Source organism: Paenibacillus sp. OV219 (assembly GCF_900110075.1).
In the GTDB taxonomy this organism is placed as follows: Bacteria; Bacillota; Bacilli; order Paenibacillales; family Paenibacillaceae; genus Paenibacillus_Z.
On sequence record NZ_FOCJ01000007.1, the window covers coordinates 176,338 to 202,039 of the forward strand.

At 53.4% G+C, this 25,702-nt stretch carries 15 protein-coding genes; 12 read left to right on the forward strand and 3 right to left on the reverse strand.

Going from position 1 to position 25,702, the window contains the following annotated elements; genetic code table 11:
• Positions 1–216: 216 nt before the first annotated feature.
• Both BMY11_RS18495 and BMY11_RS18500 read right to left on the reverse strand, forming a co-directional pair.
• Positions 217–3,543 (reverse strand): DEAD/DEAH box helicase, encoded by a 3,327-nt coding sequence (locus tag BMY11_RS18495; protein ID WP_256217633.1) that lies wholly within the window; start codon positions 3,541–3,543, stop codon positions 217–219.
• A 107-nt stretch (positions 3,544–3,650) separates the two neighbouring features.
• Positions 3,651–4,502 carry a helix-turn-helix domain-containing protein gene (locus BMY11_RS18500; RefSeq protein WP_090579393.1) on the reverse strand — a complete coding sequence of 284 codons (852 nt, stop codon included), beginning with the start codon at positions 4,500–4,502 and terminating at the stop codon, positions 3,651–3,653.
• 199 nt (positions 4,503–4,701) lie between these two features.
• On the opposite strand from BMY11_RS18500, the gene BMY11_RS18505 reads away from it, so the two are divergent.
• On the forward strand, positions 4,702–6,615 hold the full coding sequence (locus BMY11_RS18505; protein WP_256217635.1) for a beta-L-arabinofuranosidase domain-containing protein: 1,914 nt from the start codon (positions 4,702–4,704) through the stop codon (positions 6,613–6,615).
• A 106-nt stretch (positions 6,616–6,721) separates the two neighbouring features.
• Here the strand turns inward: BMY11_RS18505 and BMY11_RS18510 are convergent, their stop codons facing one another.
• A complete protein-coding gene (locus tag BMY11_RS18510; RefSeq protein WP_256217636.1) occupies positions 6,722–7,183 on the reverse strand; it encodes a hypothetical protein in 462 nt (153 codons plus the stop codon).
• A 177-nt stretch (positions 7,184–7,360) separates the two neighbouring features.
• Here BMY11_RS18510 and BMY11_RS18515 point away from each other — a divergent pair, with 177 nt between their 5' ends.
• The 11 genes from BMY11_RS18515 to BMY11_RS18565 all read left to right on the forward strand — a co-directional run bounded on the left by BMY11_RS18515 (position 7,361) and on the right by BMY11_RS18565 (position 25,654).
• Positions 7,361–8,020 (forward strand): glycosyltransferase, encoded by a 660-nt coding sequence (locus BMY11_RS18515; RefSeq protein ID WP_090579395.1) that lies wholly within the window; start codon positions 7,361–7,363, stop codon positions 8,018–8,020.
• A gap of 131 nt (positions 8,021–8,151) precedes the next feature.
• Positions 8,152–9,066, forward strand: coding sequence for an AraC family transcriptional regulator (locus BMY11_RS18520; RefSeq protein ID WP_090579398.1), 915 nt, complete (start codon positions 8,152–8,154; stop codon positions 9,064–9,066).
• A 231-nt stretch (positions 9,067–9,297) separates the two neighbouring features.
• A complete protein-coding gene (locus BMY11_RS18525) occupies positions 9,298–11,070 on the forward strand; it encodes a glycoside hydrolase family 35 protein (protein ID WP_090579401.1) in 1,773 nt (590 codons plus the stop codon).
• A 39-nt stretch (positions 11,071–11,109) separates the two neighbouring features.
• Entirely contained in the window at positions 11,110–12,411 is a 1,302-nt protein-coding gene (locus BMY11_RS18530; RefSeq protein WP_256217637.1) for a glycoside hydrolase family 125 protein, read from the forward strand.
• Positions 12,412–12,444: 33 nt separating this feature from the next.
• On the forward strand, positions 12,445–13,860 hold the full coding sequence (locus tag BMY11_RS18535; RefSeq protein ID WP_090579404.1) for an alpha-L-fucosidase: 1,416 nt from the start codon (positions 12,445–12,447) through the stop codon (positions 13,858–13,860).
• Positions 13,861–13,957: 97 nt separating this feature from the next.
• On the forward strand, positions 13,958–16,168 hold the full coding sequence (locus BMY11_RS18540; protein ID WP_090579407.1) for a helix-turn-helix domain-containing protein: 2,211 nt from the start codon (positions 13,958–13,960) through the stop codon (positions 16,166–16,168).
• Between the two features lie 280 nt (positions 16,169–16,448).
• A complete protein-coding gene (locus BMY11_RS18545) occupies positions 16,449–17,354 on the forward strand; it encodes an ABC transporter permease (protein ID WP_371262876.1) in 906 nt (301 codons plus the stop codon).
• Positions 17,355–17,368: 14 nt separating this feature from the next.
• The gene (locus tag BMY11_RS18550; RefSeq protein ID WP_090579412.1) at positions 17,369–18,268 is read left to right on the forward strand and encodes a carbohydrate ABC transporter permease; all 900 of its coding nucleotides are present in this window, start codon (positions 17,369–17,371) and stop codon (positions 18,266–18,268) included.
• Positions 18,269–18,434: 166 nt separating this feature from the next.
• A complete protein-coding gene (locus BMY11_RS18555; RefSeq protein WP_090579414.1) occupies positions 18,435–20,093 on the forward strand; it encodes a type 2 periplasmic-binding domain-containing protein in 1,659 nt (552 codons plus the stop codon).
• Positions 20,094–20,176: 83 nt separating this feature from the next.
• On the forward strand, positions 20,177–22,489 hold the full coding sequence (locus tag BMY11_RS18560; RefSeq protein ID WP_090579416.1) for a glycoside hydrolase family 3 N-terminal domain-containing protein: 2,313 nt from the start codon (positions 20,177–20,179) through the stop codon (positions 22,487–22,489).
• A gap of 3 nt (positions 22,490–22,492) precedes the next feature.
• Complete coding sequence (locus BMY11_RS18565) at positions 22,493–25,654, forward strand: alpha-mannosidase (protein ID WP_090579419.1); 3,162 nt, start codon at positions 22,493–22,495, stop codon at positions 25,652–25,654.
• Positions 25,655–25,702 lie beyond the last annotated feature (48 nt).

Sequence of the window (25,702 nt, forward strand, 5' to 3'; positions counted from 1 at the left end):
AGGCCAACTAATAGCTGTAACGAATCGTGGTAACGCTATTTGCCACAAAATCGCTTTTATGAAGGCCAAATGGTCCGAATAGCGCGTTTACGATTCCTAAGAATTTCTGCGACGCGATTATCGCGGGAATAGGGCTTGTACGGTTCGTTAGATCTCGATCCGCATCGAAAGCTTGTAAAAAACCGTATCCCACAGGGATACGGTTTTTCGCGCTAACTATGCTGGACCAAGCATAAGCAGCTCGCGGATTTCCGACTCGGTCAAGGCGGACAGCGCCTCCTCGCCAGGCTGGATGACCTCGTTGATGAGGTCCTTTTTGCGCTGCTGGAGCTCGAACATTTTGTCTTCGACGGTGCCTCGGCTGACGAGCCGGATCACCTGGACGACGTTCTTCTGGCCGATCCGATATGCGCGGTCGGCGGCTTGCTGTTCGACTGCGGGATTCCACCACAGGTCGTAGAGAATGACCGTGTCGGCTCCGGTCAGGTTAAGACCGACGCCGCCGGCTTTGAGCGAGATGAGGAACAGCTCCCGCTCGCCGTCGTTGAAGCGTGCGCTTAGCTCCGCTCGCTCGGAAGGAGGAGTGCTGCCGTCGAGATAGAAGAACGGCACACCGCGCTCTGTCAGCTCACGACGAATGATGCCGAGCATCTGCGTGAACTGGGAGAAGACGAGCATCCGTCTGCCGGCGCTGCGGCATTCGTCAATGAGTTCGAGCAGCTGCTCGAACTTGGCGGAGCTGCCGCCATAGTCTTCGACGAACAGCGCGGGGTGGCAGCACAATTGGCGCAGACGTGTCAGGCCAGCCAAGATGCGAATCCGATTGCGCTGGAACGTATCCTTGTCCAGATGCTTCAGCGTCTCGTGCCGCAGCTTCGCAAGATACGCGGCATATAGTTTCTTCTGCTCCGGCAGCAGCTCGGTAGCAAGCTGGGTCTCGATCTTCTCCGGCAGCTCCTTCAGAACGTCGGTCTTCACCCTGCGCAGCAGGAAGGGGCGGGCGCGCTTCGCGATGGCCTCGCGCGTCAGCTCCGCGAATTCTCGCCGCTTCGGGAACAGGCCAGGACAGACAGCATCGAAGATGCTCCACAGCTCGTCCAGCCGGTTCTCGATTGGCGTGCCTGTCAGCGCGAACCGGTAGCGAGCTTCGAGCAGCTTCACGGTCTGCGCCGTCTGCGTCGTATAGTTCTTGAACGCCTGCGCTTCATCGAGAATAAGCGTGTGGAACGATTGTCTTGCGTACAGCTCGGTATCCCGGCGCAGCAGCGGGTACGAAGTGATGATAACGTCGGCGTCCGATGCCGCTCCCTGCACAATTCGGCTCCGTTCCGTCTTCGTGCCATCGGCGATGACAGCACGAATCTGAGGTGCGAATCGGCGCAGCTCGTGGAGCCAATTGTACGTGACCGAAGCGGGCGCTACGATGATGGCAGGGAGCCGTTGTTCACGGATTTCCGGCAGCTGAGAGACGAGGAACGTGATGGCTTGCACCGTTTTGCCAAGGCCCATATCATCCGCCAGAATGCCACCAAAATGGTAATTGGCGAGCGTGCGCATCCACTGATAACCGTAAACCTGATAGTCCCGCAGCACGTTCGCTAAGCTGTCCGGCACCGGGAATTCGAGGTTGTCTGGGCTTCGCAGGTTGTCGAGCAGCCGCCTAAACGACTTGTCCAGCGTGATGGTCTTGCTGTTTCGATGCTGCTCCATGAGATGAAGACCGCGCAGCAGGGGAACATGAATGCCAGCTGCCGTGAGATCCTTCACTGTGAATTTAGCTTCGTTAAAGAGTCGGATCATCTCCTGCAGCTCGGCGGTTTCGAGCGGCATTAGCTCGCCATTCGGCAACCTGTGATAACGCCGCTTCTCCTCCATCGACTGCAATAAGCGGCGGATCTCCGTCTCGGGGATGCCGCTTATGTCGAACTCGAATTCGAGCCAATGTGTCTGCTCATTCATCTTAATGTTTACTTTCGGCGGCGGACCGCCTGTATGGATTCTCGTTCTAACGGCTGAAGTGGCATGAACCGTCAACAGCTTCTCGAGCTGTGGGACGATGTGGTACAGAAACTGATACTCGGCTTCCTCATCCTCCATGAAATAACCGGCTTCCGTCTTCGCGAACCCGGCTTCCTCCATAAGAGAGAGAATGCGTCGTTCCCGCTCGCCGTCCCGCACGAGAATAAGTCCGCCTCGCTTCTGGATGTCTGTAGCCGCATCGAGTGGATTAATAATCAGCTCGCCATAATGGAACTCCAGCCCCGCGAGCAGTCTGTCCCGCACGCGGTCTAAGTACAGCCGGGCTTTCAGCGGCCGGTGGGTGACGCGGTTCTCGACCGCTTCGGCAATATGAACGCTGCCAAGCTTCAGTAGGCCGGGAATGACACGCTCCATGAACGGCTCAATTTGTTCGGATCGAATCGCGACATGGTCGCGCGCATCGGAATGTTCGAGCAGCTGTTGCAGATCGGTCAACCTGCGGCAGCCCTCTGATGGCAATGGTACAAGCTTACCGCCGTCTGTGATTACAAGGCCGTAGTCTTCCATAATCGTCATCCGATTAAGGCCTTCAACCTCCAGCTGATAGCTGCTTTCCGTGCCTATCCCTCTGTTCTTACCATCACCTTGATCGAGCTTGAATTGCAGGGGCAGCCGTTCGTCTGATACGGCGATGCCTTCAAACTGCGCACCATCCTGTTCGAGCATCGCCGAAGGAGCCTTCGTCAGTGCTGGCAGCAGCGCTTCCCAGGCGTAAGGCGGAACGAGCAGCATCCGCTCTCCGCTCATCGGACTTGCATGTATCGAATATGCGCTCGTCGTCTCGCGGTACAGGTTCTCGTGGTGCTGAATCGCGATTAACTGCCTGATGATCTCATAATCGGCAGGATGGAAGCTGTGCTGCACCGGATCGTAGGTGAACATCTTCGACAGCGGATAGGCTTCGCCCCGTTCAATATGAGCGAGGAAGTCGCGAATCTGCTGCACGATCAGAGGCCGATTCAAACCCGCCTTCATCTCGATGCCGAAGAGGCGCTTCACACTTCCTTTGCCGTAAGTGAACGGCTTGCAGATGAAAGTCACGTCAAGCAGCGTGCGGGACTCGAGACTTAAGCGCGAGCCGATAGGTAGCCGCGGCTGCTTGTGCGTGAACAGCCCGAGCAGGCTTGCGGCGAGCTCGCCATCCACGCTTCGCTCAGCTCGCTCAGGCGATGATGCGACGGCTCTGCCATCAGCGCGCCCCGGCTGGCGCCCTGCTTGCTGCGCATCGTGCAGCTGAAGCAGCACCGCTGCGATATGGGAGCAATACTTGTCGTAAGAGGATAACGTCGGACAGCTACAGGCTGCAGCGACATCGCCGTCTTCGTCGATTCGCACGCTTACGTCGAAGCGCTCTTGCAGCTTGACGATCGCTTCACAGCGCGAGCCGTCCGGCTCATAGCGTGTGATCGTCACTTTTCCGCTGCGAAAGGCGGCTTCGCCTTTCTTATACGAAAGCTGCCCGCACATCGACAGGATTGCGGACAGCGATAATGGGTTGCTCACGGGCGCAAATTCCTTTCATTCTTTCTCTCATTCTTTCTTTTCCATCATACACATTTGCATTTATTATACCGCCCGGAGGCTATGGCTCGCGAGCGGCGATTGACGAATTACCGGTACCGCTGGCGAAAAGCTTTCGGCCGCGTCCCCGTATGCTTCCCAAAGCAGCGAACGAAGTACGGAAAGGTGAGGAAGCCGGTTTCTTCGGCGATGGCACCGATCGGCTCGTTCGTGTGGATCAACAGCTGCTTCGCCTGTTCGATACGGTAGCGCTTCAAGTACTCTAGCGGAGTGCAGCCGAAAGCCTTCTTCATGCAGAGCGCAATATAGTTGGCGTGAAAATGCAGCTGCTCCGACAGCTCCTTATAGCTGATCGGCTCCCGGTAATGAAGGCGCAGGAACGCGGCCGCTTCGTCGGCTAACGCCAGATGAGCGTCCCCCGCCGCTTCGCTGCCTTCTTCTTGCAGCTGGAGCAGCAGGTCGAGGAAGATGCTTTGCTGGCGGAAACTGCTCGCCGCCGACGGTTCATGACGGAGTGCCATGAGCTGGCGCACCCAGCTATAAACCGTCTCCGGCGTACGAAGCTCACCGATCCGTGGAATATGATAGACGAAGGTTTCAATCTGCATGAACGGCTCATTACTGTTCGGCGACGTGAAGGGCACCTGTTCATTCACTTCGCTCCAGCTGCCAAGCGTCTGGAAGTGCAGCCAATAGAAATGCGTCTCCTCCGTACATGGCATTGGCGACCGATGATAACGGTCCGGACGCAGAAACGCATAGTGGCCGGAAGGAATCGTCAGCGTCATTCCTTCTTCCTCCATATATAGACAACCCTTCGTGACGATGAGTAGGTCGAATACCCCAATGCTGGCGCGCTCAGGATGTCTAGCTCCGGGAACATAGGTGTCTTCGCCGCAAGTAATATGGTGAGGCATAGGAGGAGAGGTGAATCGGAACATTGTGGTGAGCTCCTTCAAATACTAGATTGCTTTTATAATAAGCGATTTCGGAGTATTACACTAGATCTGATCCCGGTCCTAAATGTTGTAATTGGACAATTAATTGTTGTGTTCGGGTATCGGCTGTCCACTTGTCTCCGTGCTATATTCGGTTGGAAGGAATATTAGATTTCGATGTGCAAAGGGAGACGTGCGAGAAATGGAATCGACCATGAGGAAGCTAATTGATACCGCGTTCCAGGCGCTGCCGCTTGGCGCGATTAAACCGACAGGCTGGCTGCGGAACCAGCTGCGTATTCAAGCAGATGGACTGACAGGACACCTCGAGGAGCAATGGGGCGACGTTGGACCGAATAACGGCTGGATTGGCGGAAGTGGCGAGAGCTGGGAGCGTGGTCCGTACTATCTGGACGGGATGCTGCCGCTTGCTTACTTGCTAGAGGATGAGAAGCTTATTGCGAAGGCGCAGCGCTGGATTGAATGGTCGCTAGCTAGCCAGCAGGAGGACGGCTCATTCGGACCTGTTGGCACGATTCAATCGGTGAATCAAGATATTAACAAGAAGCATGACTGGTGGCATTACATGATTATGCTGAAGGTCATGACGCAGTATAAGGAAGCAACGGGCGATCCGCGAATTGTACCGTTCTTAACGAAATTCTTCGGTTATGTCCATAGCAAGATCGAAGCGACTCCGCTTGAAGGATGGGCCAAGGCGCGCGGTGCTGAGATGCTGTTGTGCATACAATGGCTCTTCCGGGAAACAGGGGAAGCGTGGCTGCTTGAGCTGGCTGACATTGTCGCGGAGCAGACGAATGATTGGACTGATATTTTTCACGACTTCCCGTATTGGCGCAAGGTTGAAGAGTGGGACTGGACGACGCATGTCGTCAACGTGGCGATGGGCATTAAGACGCCGGGCATCCGTTATGAGCTGAGCGGCGCAGAGGTGGAGCGTGCAGCAGTGCATCGCGGCATCGACAGCTTAATGACCTATCATGGGCAAGCGCATGGCATGTTCTCCGGAGACGAGTGGCTGTCCGGCACGCATCCAAGCCAAGGCGTCGAGCTGTGCGCCGTTGTGGAATATATGTACTCGATGGAGAATCTGACGCGGGTGTTCGGCGAAGGGCGGTTTGGGGATATTCTCGAAAAGGTTGCGTTCAACGCGCTGCCTGCGACGATCTCAAAAGATTGGTGCGCTCACCAATATGATCAGCAGGTGAATCAGATTGTCTGTAACGTAGCACCACGCAACTGGAGCAACGGTTCGGAGGCGAATCTGTTCGGTCTTGAGCCGAACTTCGGCTGCTGTACGGCGAACATGCACCAGGGCTGGCCGAAGCTGGCTTCGCATCTGTGGATGAGCGACAACCGCGGCGGTCTGGCGGCTGTGTCCTATACGCCATGTACCGTGCAAGCGACGGTTGGCAACGGAGTTTCCGCAGCGGCTACGATCACCGTCAGCGGCGAATATCCGTTCCGCGACATGGTTACGATGGATGTGGCACTGGATCGCCAGAGCGCAGCCTTCGCGATTTCGCTGCGCATCCCGGCATGGTGCGAGGCACCAAGCTTGACGATTAACGGAGTTAAGCAGGAGCTTAACATCGTTAATGGCTACGCACGCGTGGAGAGGGAGTGGGCGAATGGCGAGCAGCTAACGTTGACGCTGCCGATGGAGGTTCGCACCGTATCTCGCAATCTGTACGCGATTAGCGTCGAGCGTGGGCCGCTTGTGTTCGCGCTTCCGATTCAGGAGAACTGGCAGCTGCTGACGAAGCGGGAGAAGTTCCACGATTGGGAGGTCTACCCGGGCTCGCCTTGGAAATACGGCCTGTTGGCAGATAACAAGTACGAGGCCGCGCTCTCTGACGTGCCGTACCAGCCATTCGATGCGGAGCATGCGCCGGTTCGCCTCAAGGCGACAGGGCAGCTCATCCGCGAGTGGAAGATGGAAGGCAACAATGCAGGTGCGCCGCCGATCTATCCGAAGACAATAAATCAAGAATTCGCCGAGCTGACGCTCGTACCGTATGGCAGCGCACGCCTGCGCATCGGCGAGTTCCCGCTCATTGGCGAGCGGGAGAAAGCTTGGAAGAAACACGTATAGTCGCATCCTCGTAGAAACAAAGAGCCTCCCTCAGCCATCATGGCTGGGGGAGGCTTTTGTTGATAGAGATAGGCCGATTACTGATATTGGCCCAATATCAGTGAGCTTATTTACATCCATGTCTCCGCTTCAGCCGTACAAGTCCGTGCTGCAGCACGTTATTGCCGGTTTGCGGCGTTAATGTCGGCTGCTCGCCAAGGCCTGTCACATTCAGAATGACGTTACGGTTCACACTGCGGCGGGTGATGCGAACCTCATATCTGAACTGTACATTCGATACGTCGGCATAGACGAAGTTTGACGTGCCAGGAGCAAGCGATACGAGGCAAGTCGTCGTGTTGCAAGGTGATAACGTAAGCGGAACGGGCAGACCACTGGACCAGTCAAACACTTGCACCCTCATCTCTCTCGCGATCGTTTTGCCTAGATTGACCAGATCGACCAAGGCGAAATTCGTACCCGGATTGCGCCGGAGAATGCCTGTGGAGAATACAGCTCGAACCGGAGTCCTTTTGCAGCCTGTACAGCCTTTGGTCATCTTACTTGCGCTACTAGTCACCCTTGCCATATGAATCTACCAGCCTCCTTGATAGCGGCATTCTGCCGCACACTCGTACTATTACATGCGGTAGGGAGCAGTTTGGCACGGGTTAATCGCCGACACATGCATGAAATGAGTGGAAATGTCCACAATATAAGGGGCTTTCCACTACCGGCGTTTCAAACAAAGGAGAAGAACGACAACATGCGAAATCGTAGCATCAAAGTGATACTGCTCTGCCTAGCGCTAACCTTAGGACTAGCTCCCGCTGGTGTACATGCAAGCAAGGCTCTCGACCACTCCCACAATCACCAAGCTTGCTGGACAAAGCCGATGTGGGAGCTCAAGGACAACATGAGAAGGCTGTGGACAGATCACGCGATCTACGCGCAATCCTATATTGTCAGCGCAACCTCGAATCTACCGGACAAAGATAAAGTGTTGGAGCGACTGCTTCGCAACCAGCAGGACATCGGCAATGCGATCAAGCCCTATTACGGCGAGGAAGCTGGCAATAAGCTGGCAGCGTTGCTGCGGGAGCATATTCTGCTCGCGGGACAGATCGTCGGTGCAGCCATGAGCGGCAATCAAGCGGACTTGGCGAAGTTCAATAAGGCGTGGTATCAGAATGCGGATGATCTCGCCAAATTCTTGAGCGGTGCGAATCCGAACTGGTCGTACAATGACTTGAAGTCGCTGCTTGATCGCCACCTGGAGTTCGTTGCGGCGCAGCTTACAACAAGGTTGAAGAAGGATTGGAACGGTCAGATCAAAGCGTTCGACGATGGGCTGACACATCTCTATATGCTGTCGGATACGCTGGCGAACGGAATTATGAAGCAATTCCCAGACAAGTTTAAATAACTGAACTAAATGTGAGAGCCGCTGGCTGAAATGCTGGCGGTTTTTTTTCATTTATGGCAAGAAACATCAAGAACTAGCGGACTTTCGTACGGTACAATGGAAACAGCAATTGAGAGGAGTAACAGGTTTCCATGAGGCAGGATTACTTGAAGCAGATTCAAATGACCATTGATTACGTAGAAGCGCATATCGCGGAGGAGCTTTCTTTAGCGCATCTTGCTCGAATCGCGAAGCTGTCTGACTTTCATTTTCACCGTGTCTTTCTGAATATGGCTGGCGAGACGGTGATGGATTATGTGCGCAAACGGCGTCTGGCGAAATCAGCCTATCAAGTGGCCCACACGGATGCAAGACTGCTCGACATTGCACTGGCTCACGGGTTTCAGAATCATGAAACGTTCACGCGCGCTTTCAAGCGCATGTTTGATTTAACGCCGGCGGAATACCGCAAGCAAGGGATCAAGCCTACCGCTTACTCGAAGCTGAACGTCCTGCAAGGCAAATTTAATCCTTATTTGGGAGGCATTCGAATGGATTACCGTTTAGTGATGAAACCTGCTTTCAAAGTTATCGGCTTCGATCTTGAGACATCCACGCGTGATGGCGAGAATCATCGTCAAATTCCGGCGTTCTGGCAGGAGTACATTAAAGGTGGCTGGGGCCGCCGGATTCCAAATCGCGTTCATAAAGACAACTGGGTTGAGCTTGGTCTTTGTCATAGCTTCGATATGGAATCAGGCAAGTTCAAATATACGATCGGAATGGAAGTCGACACTTTCGAAGGCGTAGAGGACAGCGATCTGGTCTGCCGCGAGTTTGGCGCTGCCGAATATGCAGTGTTCACAACACCGAAGGTACCGATGGATCAGTTCTCGAATTCGATTCAAAGCACATGGGGGGCAGTCTTTAGCGAGTGGTTCCCACACTCCGGCTATGAGCATGCAGGTACGACAGAGTTCGAGCTGTATGACGAGGAGCATTGCGGTCAGGGGCTAGATGAAGTGTCGATGGACATCTATGTTCCGGTGAAACGTAAAGAGGCGTAAGGGTCAAGGCATTAAGATACGCGCCCAGAATAGAGGACAAGCGTGCTGCCCTAGAGCAGTGCGCTTTTTTGCGCACTTTACTTTTTTCGCGTGAATTCGCTTCTTGCGAAAATTGTGGAGTAGCGCAGCAGCTCGCAGGCGGAAAAAGGAGAACTGCTAGAAAAAATCCCGTTGAGCTGTGCTTTTTTCGCGTATATTCTTGTCTACATACGTAGGAAGGGAGCGAGCGGGTTGCATTCATTTTCAATAGAAAAATCTGGCTTCGTATACGATGGCGAGCCTGTTAGGCTGCTCTCCGGGGCGATGCATTATTTTCGAACCGTGCCGGCCTATTGGCGGGATCGGTTGCTCAAGCTTAAGGCTTGCGGACTGAACACGGTGGAGACGTACATCCCTTGGAACATTCATGAGCCGAAGGAAGGCGAATTTCATTTCGAGGGGATAGCTGATGCTGCTGCCTTTGTGGAGCTTGCAGGCAGCCTCGGCCTCCATGTCATCGTTCGGCCAAGCCCGTATATTTGTGCAGAGTGGGAATTCGGCGGTCTGGCGGCATGGCTGCTGGCTAATCCTTATATACAGCTGAGATGCAGCCACCCGGCGTTTCTCGCCAAGGTGGATGCCTATTACGATGAGCTGATTCCACGGCTTACGCCACTCTTGTGTACGAACGGCGGACCGATTATTGCGGTGCAGATCGAGAATGAATATGGGAGCTACGGCAACGATGCGAAGTACTTGGAGCATCTGAAGGATGGTCTCATTAAGCGAGGCATCGATGTACCTCTGTTCACTTCAGACGGACCAACCGACGCGCTGCTGCAAGGCGGGTCTGTACCTGGCGTGCTGTCGACCGTCAATTTCGGTTCGGATGCTGCATCGGCATTCGCCAAGCTGAAGAAATATCAGTCAGACGGTCCGCTCATGTGTATGGAATTCTGGAACGGCTGGTTCGACCATTGGGGCAAAGCGCATCATACGCGAGGCGCGCTTGATGCGGCTGGAGTGCTCGATGTCATGCTGAAGGCCGGAGCTTCCATCAACTTCTATATGTTCCACGGCGGCACGAACTTTTGCTTCTATAACGGGGCGAACTGCCAGGAGCCGGATCGTTATGAGCCGACCGTTACGAGCTACGATTATGATGCGATGCTTAATGAAGCAGGCGATCCGACGGACAAATATTATGCAGCGCGGGAAGTGATTGCCCGTTACATGCCCGTTGGCGAATTGGAGCTCCCGCCAGCAATACCGAAGCAAGCTTACGGCCGAGTCGAGCTGACAGAGCAAGCAGCCTTGTTCGAGCAATTGCCTGCCTTATCCGCGCCTATGCAATCTGTTACGCCGCTTCCGATGGAGCGGCTGGGCCAGCAACACGGCTTTATTCTCTATTCTACGCGGATCTCTGGACCGCGTCCGGCTGAGCAGCTGTATCTGCATGATGTCCGGGACAGGGCGTTGATCTTCCTGAACGGCGAATATCAAGGCAGCATAGAACGCGATCCAGCGCCGCAATCCGTGAGAATTAGCGTGCCTGAAGGCGGTGCGAAGCTTGACATTCTCGTCGAGAATATGGGCAGAATCAACTATGGCCCTTACTTGAAGGATCATAAAGGGATTACTGAAGGGGTAAGGCTCGGCTTCCAATTCCTATTCGATTGGACGATTCGGCCGCTTCCACTGGAGGACTTGTCGCAATTGTCCTTTAATAGTGGCGGCGATTCCGCAGATGCTTCAGGGCCGAAATTCTACAAAGGGAGGCTGCATGTAGAGGGCTCCCCGGCTGACACCTTCCTCGACATGCAAGGTTGGACGAAGGGCGTCGTCTTCCTGAACGGATTCAACCTCGGCCGTTACTGGAACAAAGGGCCGCAGCGGACTTTATATGTGCCTGCGCCGCTGCTTCGCGAGGGCGACAATGAACTCGTTATTTTTGAACTACATGGGACAGAGCAAGGTGTGGTCTCGTTTATGGACTCGCCGATTCTTGATCAGCCGCCTTGCTAGCTCTAGCTTCAACTAATCCAATAGAAGAAGGTGTTTACATTGCAATTGACTCCATCCATTCAAGAGGTTCTCGCTAAAGCAGAGAAGGAGCTTGCTCCGTATCCGAAGCTTGCGCATATGTTCAAACAATGCTTCCCGAATACACTCGAGACGACGACACGGCTTCAGGAGGACGGTTCGACTTTCGTTATTACCGGCGACATTCCGGCGATGTGGCTGCGGGACTCGAGTGCTCAGGTTCGTCCTTATATTCAGCTGGCAAGCGAAGATGAAGATCTCGGCAACATCATAGAGGGGCTGCTCAAGCGTCAGTTCACCAGCATTCTGATGGACCCTTACGCCAATGCGTTCAATGAGGAAGCCAATAATAACCGCTGGGAAGACGATATTACTGAGCTGATGGAGCCGAATCCGTGGGTGTGGGAACGTAAATACGAGATCGATTCGCTCTGCTATCCGATCCAGATTGCGTATCTGTTCTGGAAGCAGACGGGGCGGAGGGCCGCGTTCGATGCCAAGTTCCGGGAGGCGGCGCAGCGCATCGTGCAGCTGTGGCGCGTCGAGCAGCATCATATGGACCAGTCACCGTACCGGTTCACCCGTACGTCGGGTCCGGCGAGCGACACGATTCACAATAACGGCCTTGGCGCTCCGGTCGCCTATACAGGTATGACTTGGTCAGGCTTCCGGCCAAGCGACGATGCGTGCGCATACGGCTATTTGGTACCGGCGAATATGTTCGCAAGCGTTACGCTCGGCTACCTGGCGGAGATCGCAGCTGATGTGCTGTCCGATGATAAGCTGAAGAGCGATGCATTGGCGCTGAAAGCTGATATCGACGAAGGGATCGCGACTTATGGCATTTATAAGCATCCGATCTACGGCGATATCTACGCGTACGAGACGGATGGGCTTGGCAATTACACGCTTATGGATGATGCGAATGTGCCAAGCCTGCTGTCCATTCCGTACCTTGGCTACACGGCGAAGGAAGATCCGATCTACCAGAACACGCGCCGGTTCATCCTCAGCCCGGACAACCCGTACTATTACGAAGGCCGTATTGCCCGGGGAATTGGAAGCCCGCATACGCCGCCGCGCTATATTTGGCATATCAGCCTTGTTATGCAGGCGCTCACTGCGACGGATGAAGAGGAAGTTGCCGAGCTGGTACGGCTGCTTATTGCTACCGACGGCGACACTGGCTTCATGCATGAAGGGTTCAATGTGGATGATCCAACCCAGTTCACAAGATCGTGGTTCGCATGGGCGAATACGCTGTTCGGCGAGCTGATCTTGAAGCTGATGCAAGAGAATAAGCTGCACAAAATACTGGCCTAATACTTTGCCTAACTTATTAAGGAGGTTAAATAGATGAGTGAGAACGTAAATGGAGTCGTAGATGAAGTCTTAGATGAAGTCGAGCATGAGGTCGAAAATGGCGTGCATAATTACAGTAGCGAAGCGGAGTGGGTGAAACCGAATAATCCGGTTACGCTGGAGCGTCTGGAATGGTTCCAAGACCAGAAGCTTGCCTTGATGATGCACTGGGGTCCTTATTCCCAGATTGGCATGGTGGAATCGTGGATTCTTAGTGACGACGATGGCGACTGGTCGCGAGATGATGTCGACTGGACGACAGATTACGAACAGATGAAACGGGAATATTTTGACCTGAACAAGACGTTTAACCCGTTCCGCTTCGAGCCGGAGAAATGGGCGGAGGCGGCTGCGGAGGGCGGCTTCAAATATTTGATCTTCACAACGAAGCATCATGATGGCTTCTGCATGTGGGATACGCATACGACCGAATACCGTATTACGGGCAAGGAGACGCCTTTCCACGCGCACAAACATGCCGATATCGCAAAGAACGTCTTCGACGCGTTCCGTAACAAAGACATTGCAATCGCGGCATACTTCTCGAAAGCAGACTGGCATACGCCGCTTTACTGGTCACCGGGCATGGAGCGCGGTAACCACACTTGGCGGGGACCTTCCTATAACCCGCAGGAGAAGCCGGAGCTATGGGAGAAGTTCGTCGATTTCACGCATGAGCAAATTATGGAGCTGATGACGCGTTACGGCCGCATTGATATTCTATGGCTTGATGCTGGCTGGGTTCGTGAAGGCGGCCGAGTTAGCCAGGACATTCGCCTAGGCGAGCTTGTCGAGCGCGCAAGAGAGACGCAGCCTTGGCTGTTGTCGGCGGACCGCACGGTAGGCGGCGCTTACGAGAACTATGTGACACCAGAGCAGACGATTCCGACGCGTCCGCTGAATGTGCCATGGGAGAGCTGCATCACGATCGGTACCTCGTTCTCCTTCAAATTCGAGGACAAGTACAAGACGGCTCGCCAGCTTGTGAATATCTTGATGGAAGTCGTCGCGAAGGGCGGCAACCTTGCGCTTAATGTTGGGCCACAACCAGACGGACGCTTACCGGCAGGGGCACTTAAGAGTATGAAAGACCTTGGCGCTTGGATGAAAGTTTACGGTGAAGCGGTATACGGCACGCGGATTTGCGCGCCATATTATACGGGTCAATGTGCGTTCACGCGCAAAGACGACACGGTATATTGCACATATCTATACGCGAGCGAAGATGCGGAGCTGACAGCAGAGATCCGTATCCCTTACAGCGAGCCGATTACAGGCATTGAGCTGCTTGCATCGGATGAGCCGATTAGCTATACGCAGGACAGTGAAGGCGTGACTATTCAGCTTCCGGCAAGCGAGTTACAGGGCAAGGCGCCGATTGCGCATGTGTTCCGAATTTCGACGAAATAAACAACAGAACTGGATTTGGATGGCATTTATTCGACAAATCATGTAAAATAATTGTCTCGGACGACTATACACGGGAAAAGATAAAGGAGGAGTCAACATGAACAGCAGCTGGTTCCGTAAATTGCTTTTATCTTATCTTCCCGTGTTTTTTGTCGTGGTTACGATTCTGTTCTTTGTCTTCTTCCAATCCTTGAATGAACAGAACCGTAAAGAAGCGATTAAAGCCAACGAGTTTCTAACTCAGCAGATCGTCCTGTTTACAGATAATTCGCTGAAGACCTTGAACTATCAGGTGCTGCGCGACACGCTTACAGCCGATGAGCTTCGGTTCTTCTTCGGTTCGGATAATGACGATGTGTATCGCAATATACAAGCAACGGAGCTAATGGATGATTGGAAAATGAACAATCCAATCATTGACTCGGTTTATATCATCCGCTTAAAGGATAACTTCGTCCTCGGCGATGGCTCGGGACAAGCAGCTGACTTCGTGGATCAGCCATTCATTCAGACCTATATCAATCAGAAGGTGACAGCCGGCAAATGGACGGGCAAGCGAAGCTTCCGTCCGTATGCGGTGGAGAAGCCGACGGATGTGATTACACTCGTGCAAGGCTTTCCGCATTTCTCGACTGACAAGTCAGGGTATATCGTCGTCAATGTCAGCTTATCCAAGCTGAAGAAGTCGATTTCGCCGATGTATAATCCTAAGCTTACCTACGTGCGAGTTACCGATGAACAAGGTGCCACGCTGATGTCTGACTCTGGGGCAGATGGCGAGAATAGCGTATTGTCTCACTATATTTCCCCTTATACCGGCTGGGCTGTTGATAGCGGACCTACCGGATGGGGACTTGCCCACGTCGCACTCCATTTCTACAACATTTGGGTCATTATTGCCCTCGTTGCGGTATTGCTGGGCGTATTCTGGGTTGTGCATGTAACCCGCCGCAATTATAAACCGATCAGCCAGCTTGTCTCGCTCATTCGGACCAGCGCATTAATCAATCCGTATAAAGGGCAGTCCGGCAACAATGAGTTCGGCTTTATACAAGGTGCTCTGGAGCAGCTACTGGAAGAGACATCAAAGTCGATGCAGCAGAACCAGGAAGCCATAATTCTCCGCAAGAAGCATCGCTTTCAAGAAGCGGTGGAGGGCATTGTCTCCATCCGCGAATCGGAGTGGATGGCAGATCTGCTAGCACTGCAGGTGAATCCGGTTGGTGCGCATGCGTTCGTGCTTGCGATCGAGATCGATCGCTATCACCAGTTTATCGAAACCTATCATCGTCAAGACCAGTCGATTCTGAAATTCGTCGTATCCAGTGTGACGGGAGAGATGTCTGGTCTTCGGGACGCGACGACTTGGGCGGAATGGATAACGGACCGCAGGTTGTCGGCCATTATTTGGGTGCCGGATGACGCTGACGGCGAAGTGCTGAGCGGGCAGATCGGGGAACAAATTGTACAGTGGGTACAGAGCAATTTAAGCTTTACGGTCACCATCGGGGTTCACGGAATCGCTTCGAATCTGGAGGAAATCCGTCGCTCCCACGAGATCGCCGGCAACCTGCTACAGTACAAGGCAGTGCTTGGCACGGGGCGGCTCCTTCGTCCCGCACAGCTGGAAGGCTCCGAGCAACGCGTACATGACTATTTCGGTACAATCCATGGGTTATCGCAGTCAATTCGGATCGCAGACGGAGCTTGGCAGAAGCACATCGAGGATCTGTTCAGCCAAATGCAAGATTCGATCTCATCTCGCAAGGAGATCGAGAGCTTCCTGCAATTTCTCCACCAACAGCTGAACCGGGTATTCTTGGAGCTGTCCAAAGATTATCGCAGTGTATGGAAAGACAGCGGAGCGGAGCTGCTCGAACTCGGACGCAGCTGGGAGACACTGGATGAATTGAAGCAAGGCTGTTTGCGCGTCTTCGAGGAGATGGCGAGCAAGCTGCAGGCATTGAAGGATTCACAGCGGACACGTGCCGTTATTAGCGATATTCGGACATTTATCGAAGAGAACTATCATAATCCAGAGCTGTCGCTCGATTATTTAAGCGATCAGTTCATGATCCATGCCAAGAACATCAGCAAGCTGTTCAAGGAAGCGTACGGATACAACTTCGTCGATTTTCTGATCGGACTGCGGATGGATAAAGCGAAGCAGCAGCTGCTCACAACAGAGCGATCGCTTCAGGAAATAAGCACAGAGGTCGGCTACTTCAATTACAATTCCTTTAATCGCGCGTTCAAGAATGTCGCAGGCGTCTCGCCAAGCGATTATCGCAAACAGCAGACAAGTTAGCCAACCGCTCACTACAAACCATATTTCTACTTCGAACCTTGGGGTTATGCCTGCAACAGCAGGCAGCTCCAAGGTTTTTTGCTGCTCTGGCATGTCCGGAGAAAAACATGTTCTGTAGAAAAAAGAGGAGTACACATCTTTCTCAGCGCTAGAAAGCTTGATTTGACGGGTTTTGCGAAAATCGTGGATTTACGGAATCTTACGAATTGCTGCCACTGCGCTAGACGGGCTATCATCGAGCTACACAAGAAGAACGATACTGACTAAAGGGGTTATGCCGATGGTTCAGACATGGACTAGAGTAAAGCGAAGCTGGGAGCTATATCTCCTCGTACTGCTTCCAGTGCTTTATCTTATTATTTTCAAATATATCCCGATGTTCGGGGTAATCATCGCGTTCAAGGATTTTAACATCATTAAAGGCATCATGGGCAGCCCGTGGGTGGGGTTCAAGCACTTCCACAATTTGTTCAGCTCGCCGAACTTCCCGCTGCTCATTAAGAACACGCTGCTCATCAGCTTCTATTCCTTAATAGCAGGCTTCCCGGTTCCGATTCTACTGGCGCTCGCACTGAATGAAGTGCGGACAGGCCTTTTCAAGAGATCGGTTCAAATGATTACCTACGCACCTCACTTTATTTCGACGGTCGTTATGGTATCCATCATCATCTTAATGCTCTCGCCGCATGTCGGCGTCGTGGATCATATCTTCAGTTTCCTAGGCTACTCGAATATCAACTTCTTGGGTGAGCCTGGGCTGTTCAAGTCGATTTATGTCTGGTCCGGCGTATGGCAAGAGATGGGGTATGCCTCCATTATCTATATCGCGGCACTCTCAAGCGTCGATCCTTCGCTCTATGAAGCAGCACGTATGGACGGTGCATCCAGGTTCAAGAAGATCATTCATATCGACTTGCCGACACTTATCCCGATTACCGTGACAATGCTCATTCTAAGTCTTGGTAACGTAATGGCGGTCGGATTCGAGAAAATCTATTTGATGCAAAATCCGCTTAACATGAGTACATCCGAGGTTATTTCCACTTATGTGTACAAGGTGGGTCTGCTCGGGGCGAACTTCAGCTTCTCCTCCGCGGTTGGATTGTTTAACTCGATTATCAACTTGATTTTGCTCATCGTCGTCAATGCAATTGCCCGTAAAGTTTCGGAAAACAGTTTGTGGTAGAAAGGCGGACGAACATGCTAATTCAACAGAAAATCAGAGAGCCGTTCGGCGATCGCGTTCTACTTGGCATCATCTATACACTGCTTGGCCTGTTGACACTGACGGTCCTTTACCCGTTGTTGTACATTTTAAGCTCGTCGTTGAGCTCGCCTGATGCGGTCGTGTCTGGCAAGGTCTGGCTGTACCCTGTTGAGTTCTCGGCACGGGCTTACAAGTCGATCTTCCAAAGTACGCAGCTGATGAGAGGCTTCTACAACAGCCTTGTCTACACGGCAGTCGGTACGTTCATTAACGTTGCATTCACCGTATTAATGGCTTTCCCGCTCTCGCAGCGGACGATGCCAGGCCGCAAGTACATCATGCTTTTGATGATGATTACGATGTTTTTTAGCGGCGGACTCATACCAACTTACCTTTTGGTGAAAAATTTACACATGCTAGATACGCGCTGGGCGCTGTGGCTTCCAGGAGCGTTCTCGATCTTCCAGGTTATCATTGCAAGAACATTCTTCATGTCTTCCATTCCGGCGGAGCTGCAGGAAGCTTCCCAAATGGATGGCTGCCGAGATATGCGTTACTTGTGGAGCGTCGCGCTGCCACTTTCCAAGCCGATTATTGCGGTTATGACGCTGATGTATGCAGTTGGACATTGGAATGCATACTTCGATGCGCTGATCTATCTAAGGTCAGAGAATCTGTTTCCGCTGCAGTATGTGCTGCGTAACCTGCTCATTCTGAATGCGGCCGATCCGGAAATGCTGGCGAATACGGCCCAAAGTCTGCGGGACAAAGGCTTTGAAGAAGTGTTGAAATATGCACTCATCGTCGTCGCCTGTGTGCCGGTGCTCATTATGTACCCGTTCGTGCAGAAGCATTTTGTTAAAGGGGTTATGATCGGCTCCCTGAAGGGCTGATTATCATAGCAGCTAATGTGAACTCTGGCTGGAGGTGAGGCTGGCAGCGCGGAAGCGCCTGTATCATCAATCAAAGTTGATTGTTACAAGAAGCAGGGGGAACTGTCTGAGGGAGACTTCAAGGCAGATGCAGCAAACTTTAGACCAATCACAAGGGGGAACCGCTTTGAAAAAGTCAATCTTGGTATCGTTAATGCTTATACTAATTAGCAGCATCGTACTGTCCGCATGTGGCAGCAGCAATGACAACACATCATCAAATACAGATAAGAGCAGCAATGCCGGAGCATCGAATGAGACGTCTACTGAGCCAGTAGATCTTGGCTTCTTCGCTCCACAAGGCAAAGCACCGCTTGAAGATAACGAATATACGAAGCTGATCGAACAGAAGTTTGGCGTCAAAATTAAGTGGGACCTTGCGCCAACAGACGCGCTTGTTGACCGCAGACAGTTACTGCTTGCGAGCGGCGACTACCCGGAAGTATTCCTTGAGGGTAAATTCACGACTTCGGATTTGACGACTTACGGCAAACAAGGCGTGCTCATTCCGCTTAACGATCTGATTGACAAGTATGCGCCGAACATTAAGGCTATGATGGAGAAAAAGCCTTACATGAAAGAAGCGATGACAGCGCCAGACGGCAATATCTACGGCCTCCCGCGTCTTAACGAGTGCTACCACTGTACGTTCTCGCAGAAGTACTGGATGAACAAAGATTGGCTGGATAAGCTTGGTCTGAAAGTGCCTACAACGACAGATGAACTGTATAACGTGCTGAAAGCATTCAAGACGCAAGACCCTAACGGTAACGGTAAAGCAGACGAAATTCCGCTTACTGGCGCACCAAACAAATCGGTTTGGAACGGCAACATCGATTCGTACATCATGAACTCCTTTATTTATAACGACAACGACAAGTACTTGACTGTAACAGACGGCAAAGTTGATTTTGCTGCGAACAAGCCGGAGTGGAAGGAAGGTCTCGCTTACATGCACAAGCTGTACAGCGAAGGCTTGATCGACAAAGCGGCATTCACACAGAACGACCAAGCGGTTGGCCAACTTGGCCAGCGCGAAGGCGACGAAATTGTCGGCTCCATCACAACAGCGCTTATCAGCTACCTTGTAAAAGCGTATGAAGATAAAGACGAGCGTCAGAAGCACTGGGTTATCGTACCTCCGGTCAAAGGACCAAACGGCGTACAGCTAGCAGGTATGTCGCAAGGCATCAGTGAGTTCCCGATGGCAATCACGAATAAAGCGAGCGAAGAGCAACAAATTGCTGCAATTAAAATCGCAGATTATGCCTACAGCGAAGAAGGCTCCCTGTTCAGCGAATACGGCCAAAAAGAAGGCATTGGCTGGAAGAAAGCGGACGCTGGTGAACTGAATATTACAGGACAGCCAGCTAAATACAGCTTCTCCAACCTGCAGCCAGTAGACGAGAATGTTGTTCGTAATGACAGCTGGTCTCTGCTTGGACCAAAAGATCTGTCGAAAGAATTCCGTGATCTGTTCGCAACGGCTCAAGACCCGCTGACAGGCGCAGGCTACGAGAAGCGTCTTGCTGACGCAACAGCAGCTTATGCACCGTATGCACCGAAGGAAACGTATCCTTCTGGCGCATATGTGAAACCGGAAGACACAGATACAATTGCGCAGCTGGCGACATCCATCAAGGATTATGTCAACTCCAACATGGCACAATTCATTATTGGCGATAAGGACGTTGAGAAAGACTGGGATGGTTATGTGAAAGGGTTCGACGGTCTGAACCTTGATCAATATATCCAGATTTATCAAAACGCTATCGCGAAGAAGTAACAATAGTTAGGGCAGATCGGGAAGTATGCCATCAGGCATACTTCCTTCTGTCATTATCTTGGGGAGAAATGGGGAGAACGATTATGCGATACAAGGATGCGGCGCAGCCACCTGCGGTGCGGGTGAAGGATCTGCTGTCGAGGATGACGACGGAGGAGAAGATCGGTCAGCTGACGCAGCCTTTCGGTTGGAAAATGTACGAGAAGCAGCAAGGCGGCACCATTGCGCTCAGTGCTGAGTTTCAAGAGCAGGTTCGCAAGGGCGGCATCGGCTCGCTCTATGGTACGCTTCGTGCGGATCCATGGACGGAAGTGACGCTTGAGAATGGGCTGTCTCCGGCGGAAGGCGCACGTGCGGTCAATGAAATCCAACGTTTTGCAGTGGAGGAGTCTCGGCTCGGTATTCCGATCCTGTTCGGGGAAGAATGCTCGCACGGCCATATGGCGATTGGCGCGACGGTATTCCCGGTTCCGCTGTTGATTGGCAGCACGTGGAATGTGCCGCTCTATGAGGAGATGTGCCGCGCGGTTGCGCATGAGACGCGCAGCCAAGGTGGTGCTGCGACCTATTCGCCCGTACTCGATGTCGTTCGCGATCCACGTTGGGGTCGTACGGAGGAGTGCTTCGGCGAGGACCCTTATTTAATTGGCGAGCTGGCGATGGCTTCCGTGCAAGGACTGCAAGGAGATCGGCTTGACGGGGAAGGTAGCTTGATCGCGACGTTGAAGCATTTTGTTGCGTATGGCGCTTCGGAGGGCGGACGCAACGCCGGTCCTGCACATATCGGCAAGCGAGAGCTGCATGAGGTCGACTTGTACCCGTTCCGCAAAGGCGTTGAAGCGGGCGCGATGTCGATTATGCCAGCGTATAACGAGATCGACGGCGTGCCATGCACCTCGAACGACGAGCTTCTGAACGGCTTGCTGCGCGAGGAATGGGGCTTCGATGGGTTCATCATTACGGACTGCGGCGCCATCAATATGCTGGCGTGGGGCCATGATGTTGCGAAGGATGGGGCTGAGGCATCGGCGATGTCGCTGAAGGCGGGCATTGATATGGAGATGTCCGGAGCGATGTTCGGCGTTCATCTGCAGGAGGCGCTTCTCCAGGGCTTAATTACAGAAGCGGACTTGGACCGCGCGGCAGGCCGAGTGCTTGCGGCGAAGTTCAAGCTCGGCTTGTTCGATCGCCCTTATGTAGATCCAGCGCTAGCTGCGCGGATTATCGGCAGCAAGGAGCATCGCGAATTGGCGCGGGAGATTGCGCGTCAAGGTATTGTGCTGCTGAAGAACGAGGCAAGCACGCTTCCGCTCTCGAAAGCGGGAACTGGCAAGATTGCGGTCATCGGTCCGAATGCGGACAATACCTACAATCAGCTCGGAGATTACACGTCACCGCAGCCGCGGGAAAACATCGTTACGCTGCTTGGAGGAATTAGAGAGACGCTCGGCGAGGGTGGAGCGGATCGTGTGCTGTATGCGCCGGGCTGCCGCATTCAAGGCGACTCCCGTGAGGGCTTCGCTTCCGCGCTCGCAGCGGCGGAGCAGGCGGATGTGGTCGTGCTAGCGCTTGGCGGGTCCAGCGCGCGCGACTTTGGCGAAGGTACGATCGACTTGCGCACAGGCGCTTCGGTTGTGTCTGGCCTTGCGCAGAGCGAGATGGAGTGCGGGGAAGGCATTGACCGCACCGGCTTACACCTAATGGGCGTACAGCTGGAGCTGGCACAGGCCATTCATCAGCTCGGCAAGCGGCTCATCGTGGTCTACATTAACGGCCGCCCGATTGTGGAGCCGTGGATTGATGAGCATGCCGATGCCATTGTAGAAGCATGGTATCCGGGTCAAGAAGGTGGCGCAGCGCTTGCTGATATTCTGTTCGGGGATGTGAATCCATCCGGCAGACTGACGATCTCTGTACCGAAGCACGTTGGTCAGCTTCCGGTGTACTACTACGGCAAGCGCAGCCGGGGCAAGCGTTACCTGGAGATGGATGTGATGCCGCGGTATCCGTTCGGCTATGGACTGAGCTACACAACATTCGAGTACAGTGGCTTGACGCTGTCTTCGGAGCAGATCTCAGCGGACGGTGAGACTGTCGCGACGGTGAGTGTGACGAATACGGGCACGGTAGCAGGTACTGAGGTTGTTCAGTTGTATATTGGCGATAAAGTCAGCTCGATCACGCGTCCGGCGAAGGAGCTGAAGGGCTTCGCACGTGTGGAGCTTGAGCCGGGAGAAGCTCGTGAGGTCAGCTTCACGATTGGCAGAGAACAGCTGCAAATGTTGGATCGGCAGCTGAAGCCGGTTGTAGAACCGGGGGAATTCGAAATTATGGTTGGACAGCATGTTGAAGACGTAATAGGTGCGACGCTTGTCGTCCGCGCAGAAGAGGTGTAAGGAATGTATCGTATTCATCGTTTTATTCGCAATTTATCGGAACGTCAGTGGGCGGAGCGAGTACCGCTTCGGGATTGGAACATGCGGAAGGTTAACTATATTCTGCCGGGGCAGTATGAGCCGCTTGAGGGCAGTGAAGAGACAAGCTTGTTGTGCGATATGAAGCTCGACGGAAAGCATGGCATTACTTATTTTCTAACGAAGAAAATTACGATTCCTGCCGAGTGGGAGCACGGAACGGCTGGTTTAACGGTTAGCGGCGGTGGGGAAGGTCTGCTGCGCGTGAACGGTGATTCCTATCAGGGGCTGGATCGCAACCATAACTTTGTACCGCTATATTTGGAAGGAGTAGGCCATACGCCGCTGCTTGAGATTGAGCTGTACGATCCGATTCCTGAGCCGTTCGATCCGCTGAACAATCAAGAGACAAAGGCTCAGCCGATTACGCAGTATGACATTACGCTTGTTCGCGTGAACAAGCTGGTGCAGAGCTTGCTGCGAAGTGTGCAGGCTGTATATGAAACGATGCGGCTGCTGCCGGAATCGGACACAGCTCCTGCCCGTCAGCAGATGCTGGATCTGCTGCACCGCACAATGCGAGAAACAGAGTGCTTATCAGAGGCACAGTGGCAAGGCGGCGAGGGGATTGCGGAGATCGAGCAGTCGTTAGCTGAACGTGTGTGTGAACAATTCCCTGCCAGCCCATTGCAAGGAAAGATGCATATGGTCGGTCAATCGCATATTGATATTGCGTGGCTGTGGCCTGTCCGCGAGACGGTCCGCAAGGCAAGCCGTACGTTCTCGACGATGACGTCGTTGATAGAAGAATATCCGGACTTCGTTTATTCGCAGAGCCAGCCGCTGCTGTATGATTTTGTGAAGGAGCAGGATCCTGCACTCTATGCGAAGATCAAACGGGCGATTGCAGAGGATCGTTGGGAGCTCGTCGGGGGTATGTGGATTGAGCCGGATCTCAACATCCCGAGCGGGGAGTCGCTTGTCCGTCAGCTGCTGCACGGTCAGCTCTTCTATGACGAGGAGTTTGGCAAACGCGCGACGATTGAATGGCTGCCGGATACGTTCGGCTATAGCGCATCGCTGCCGCAGCTGCTGAAGCTGGCGGGGATCGACTATTTCATGACGACGAAGCTCAATTGGAACGATACGAACAAGTTCCCGCATGAGCTGTTCCGCTGGGTCGGCATCGACGGGACTCCGATCATCTCCTACTTGAATCACGGCGTTAACGAGCATACGCGTCCCAAAGACGTGAAGGAACACTGGGAAGCTTACCGCCAGAAGGATAAGCTGGACGAGTTGATGCTTCTTTACGGTCACGGTGACGGTGGCGGCGGCGTTACTCGCGAAATGGTGGAATTCGTGCATCGCACCGAGCTTATGCCGGGCCTTCCGGTAAGTCGCTTCAGTACGGCGGGCGCGTTCTTCGAGTCCGTCTCGAAAGCCCAGGATACACTGCCGGAGTGGCATGGCGACCTCTACTTGGAGCTGCACCGTGGTACGCTCACGACGCACGGACGGAACAAGCGGTATAACCGCAAAGCTGAAGTGCTCTACCGTAATGCTGAGATCTGGGGTACATTCGCAAGGTTATATGCTGGAGTATCCGGGGATGCTGCTCTGAAGGCGCTGAACAAGGGTTGGAAACTGATGATGCTGAACCAGTTCCACGACATCATTCCGGGAACGGCGATTACGGAATCGTATGTGACCTCTGCTGCTGAATACGAAGAAGTCTTCGCGCTTGGTAATCAGGAGCTGGATAAGGCGCTTCGTGCTATTGCAGGCCAGGTTTCGGCGTCTTCTTCGGCTGCAACTGGCGAAGGCACGCCGTATGTCGTGTTCAACAGCCTCGGTTGGGAGCGGGACGAGACGGTTCTGATTGAGGGCGGTCTGGAGCTGGCAGGCATGAGCGCGTTCGATGAAGCGGGCGACCTGTTGAAGTCGGATTGGATCGCAGGGGCAGATGGCATGAAGCCGGCCTTGGCGGTTGCTGTGACGGGAATCCCTGCTTTTGGCTATAAGACGATCTGGCTGAAGGAAGCGGTAGGTGCTGGTACTGGCGCTGGCGGTCAGGAACTAACGGATATGTCTGTGTGGGAAACGCGTCATTATAAGCTGGAGTTCAACGAGCGTGGTGAGATCACTCGTTTGTTCGATAAAGCGGCGGAGCGTGAGGTTCTGCCAGAAGGCGCGAAGGCGAACGAGCTTCAATTCTTCCATGACAGACCGCTGTACTGGGATGCATGGGATATTGATGCGAAGTACGAGCAGCAGCGTGCGGGAGAAGCTGAGCTTCTGGAACGGAAGGTAGTTGTCTCTGGCGAGGCGCTTGATATTCTTCGTTTCGAATGGCGCTTGAACGATTCGCGGATTACGCAGGATTTGGTGCTCTATCACAATGAGAAGCGGATTGATTTCAAGACGCGCGTACAGTGGCACGAAAGCCATAAGTTATTGAAAGTTGCGTTCCCCGTCGATGTTCTGGCGACGAAAGCGACCTATGAAATTCCGTTCGGCGCCTTGGAGCGTCCGACGCATCGCAATACGAGCTGGGAACAGGCGCAGTATGAAGTATGCAGCCATCGCTGGGCCGATGTTTCAGAAGGCGGCTATGGCGTCAGCTTGCTCAATGATTGCAAGTACGGCTATGACGTGAAGGACAGTGTGCTGCGCTTGTCGCTGCTGCGTGCGCCGAAATGGCCGGATGCGACCGCTGATCAAGGCGAGCACGAGTTCACATACTCGCTCCTGCCGCATGCTGGAGACTGGCGCTCGGCAGATGTCGTTCGGAGGGCAGCTGAGCTTAACAGCCCGACAGTTACCGTTGTAGGCGAGGGTGCGGATATCGCTAGCGGTACGAGCGGAAAGTCGTTGCCTTCGGAACAAGCGATGCTGGAGCTGGACAGTCGCTCTGTCATTCTCGATACCGTGAAGCAGGAGGAGCGCGGGGCGGGTACGGTTATTCGCTTCTACGAGTCGACGGGCAGCCGCGACCGGATCACGCTGCGCTTGCCAGCATCAATAAAGCAGGCGAGCATCGTCAACCTGCTCGAAGAAGAGCTCGAGCCGTGCAGCATCAGCGCGGATGGAACGATCATGTTGACGTTCAAGCCGTATGAGATCAAGTCGATTAAGGTGGAATAGCTATAGAGTTAATAAAGAAAGGGTGCTGCCTAGTAGGCAGCATCCTTT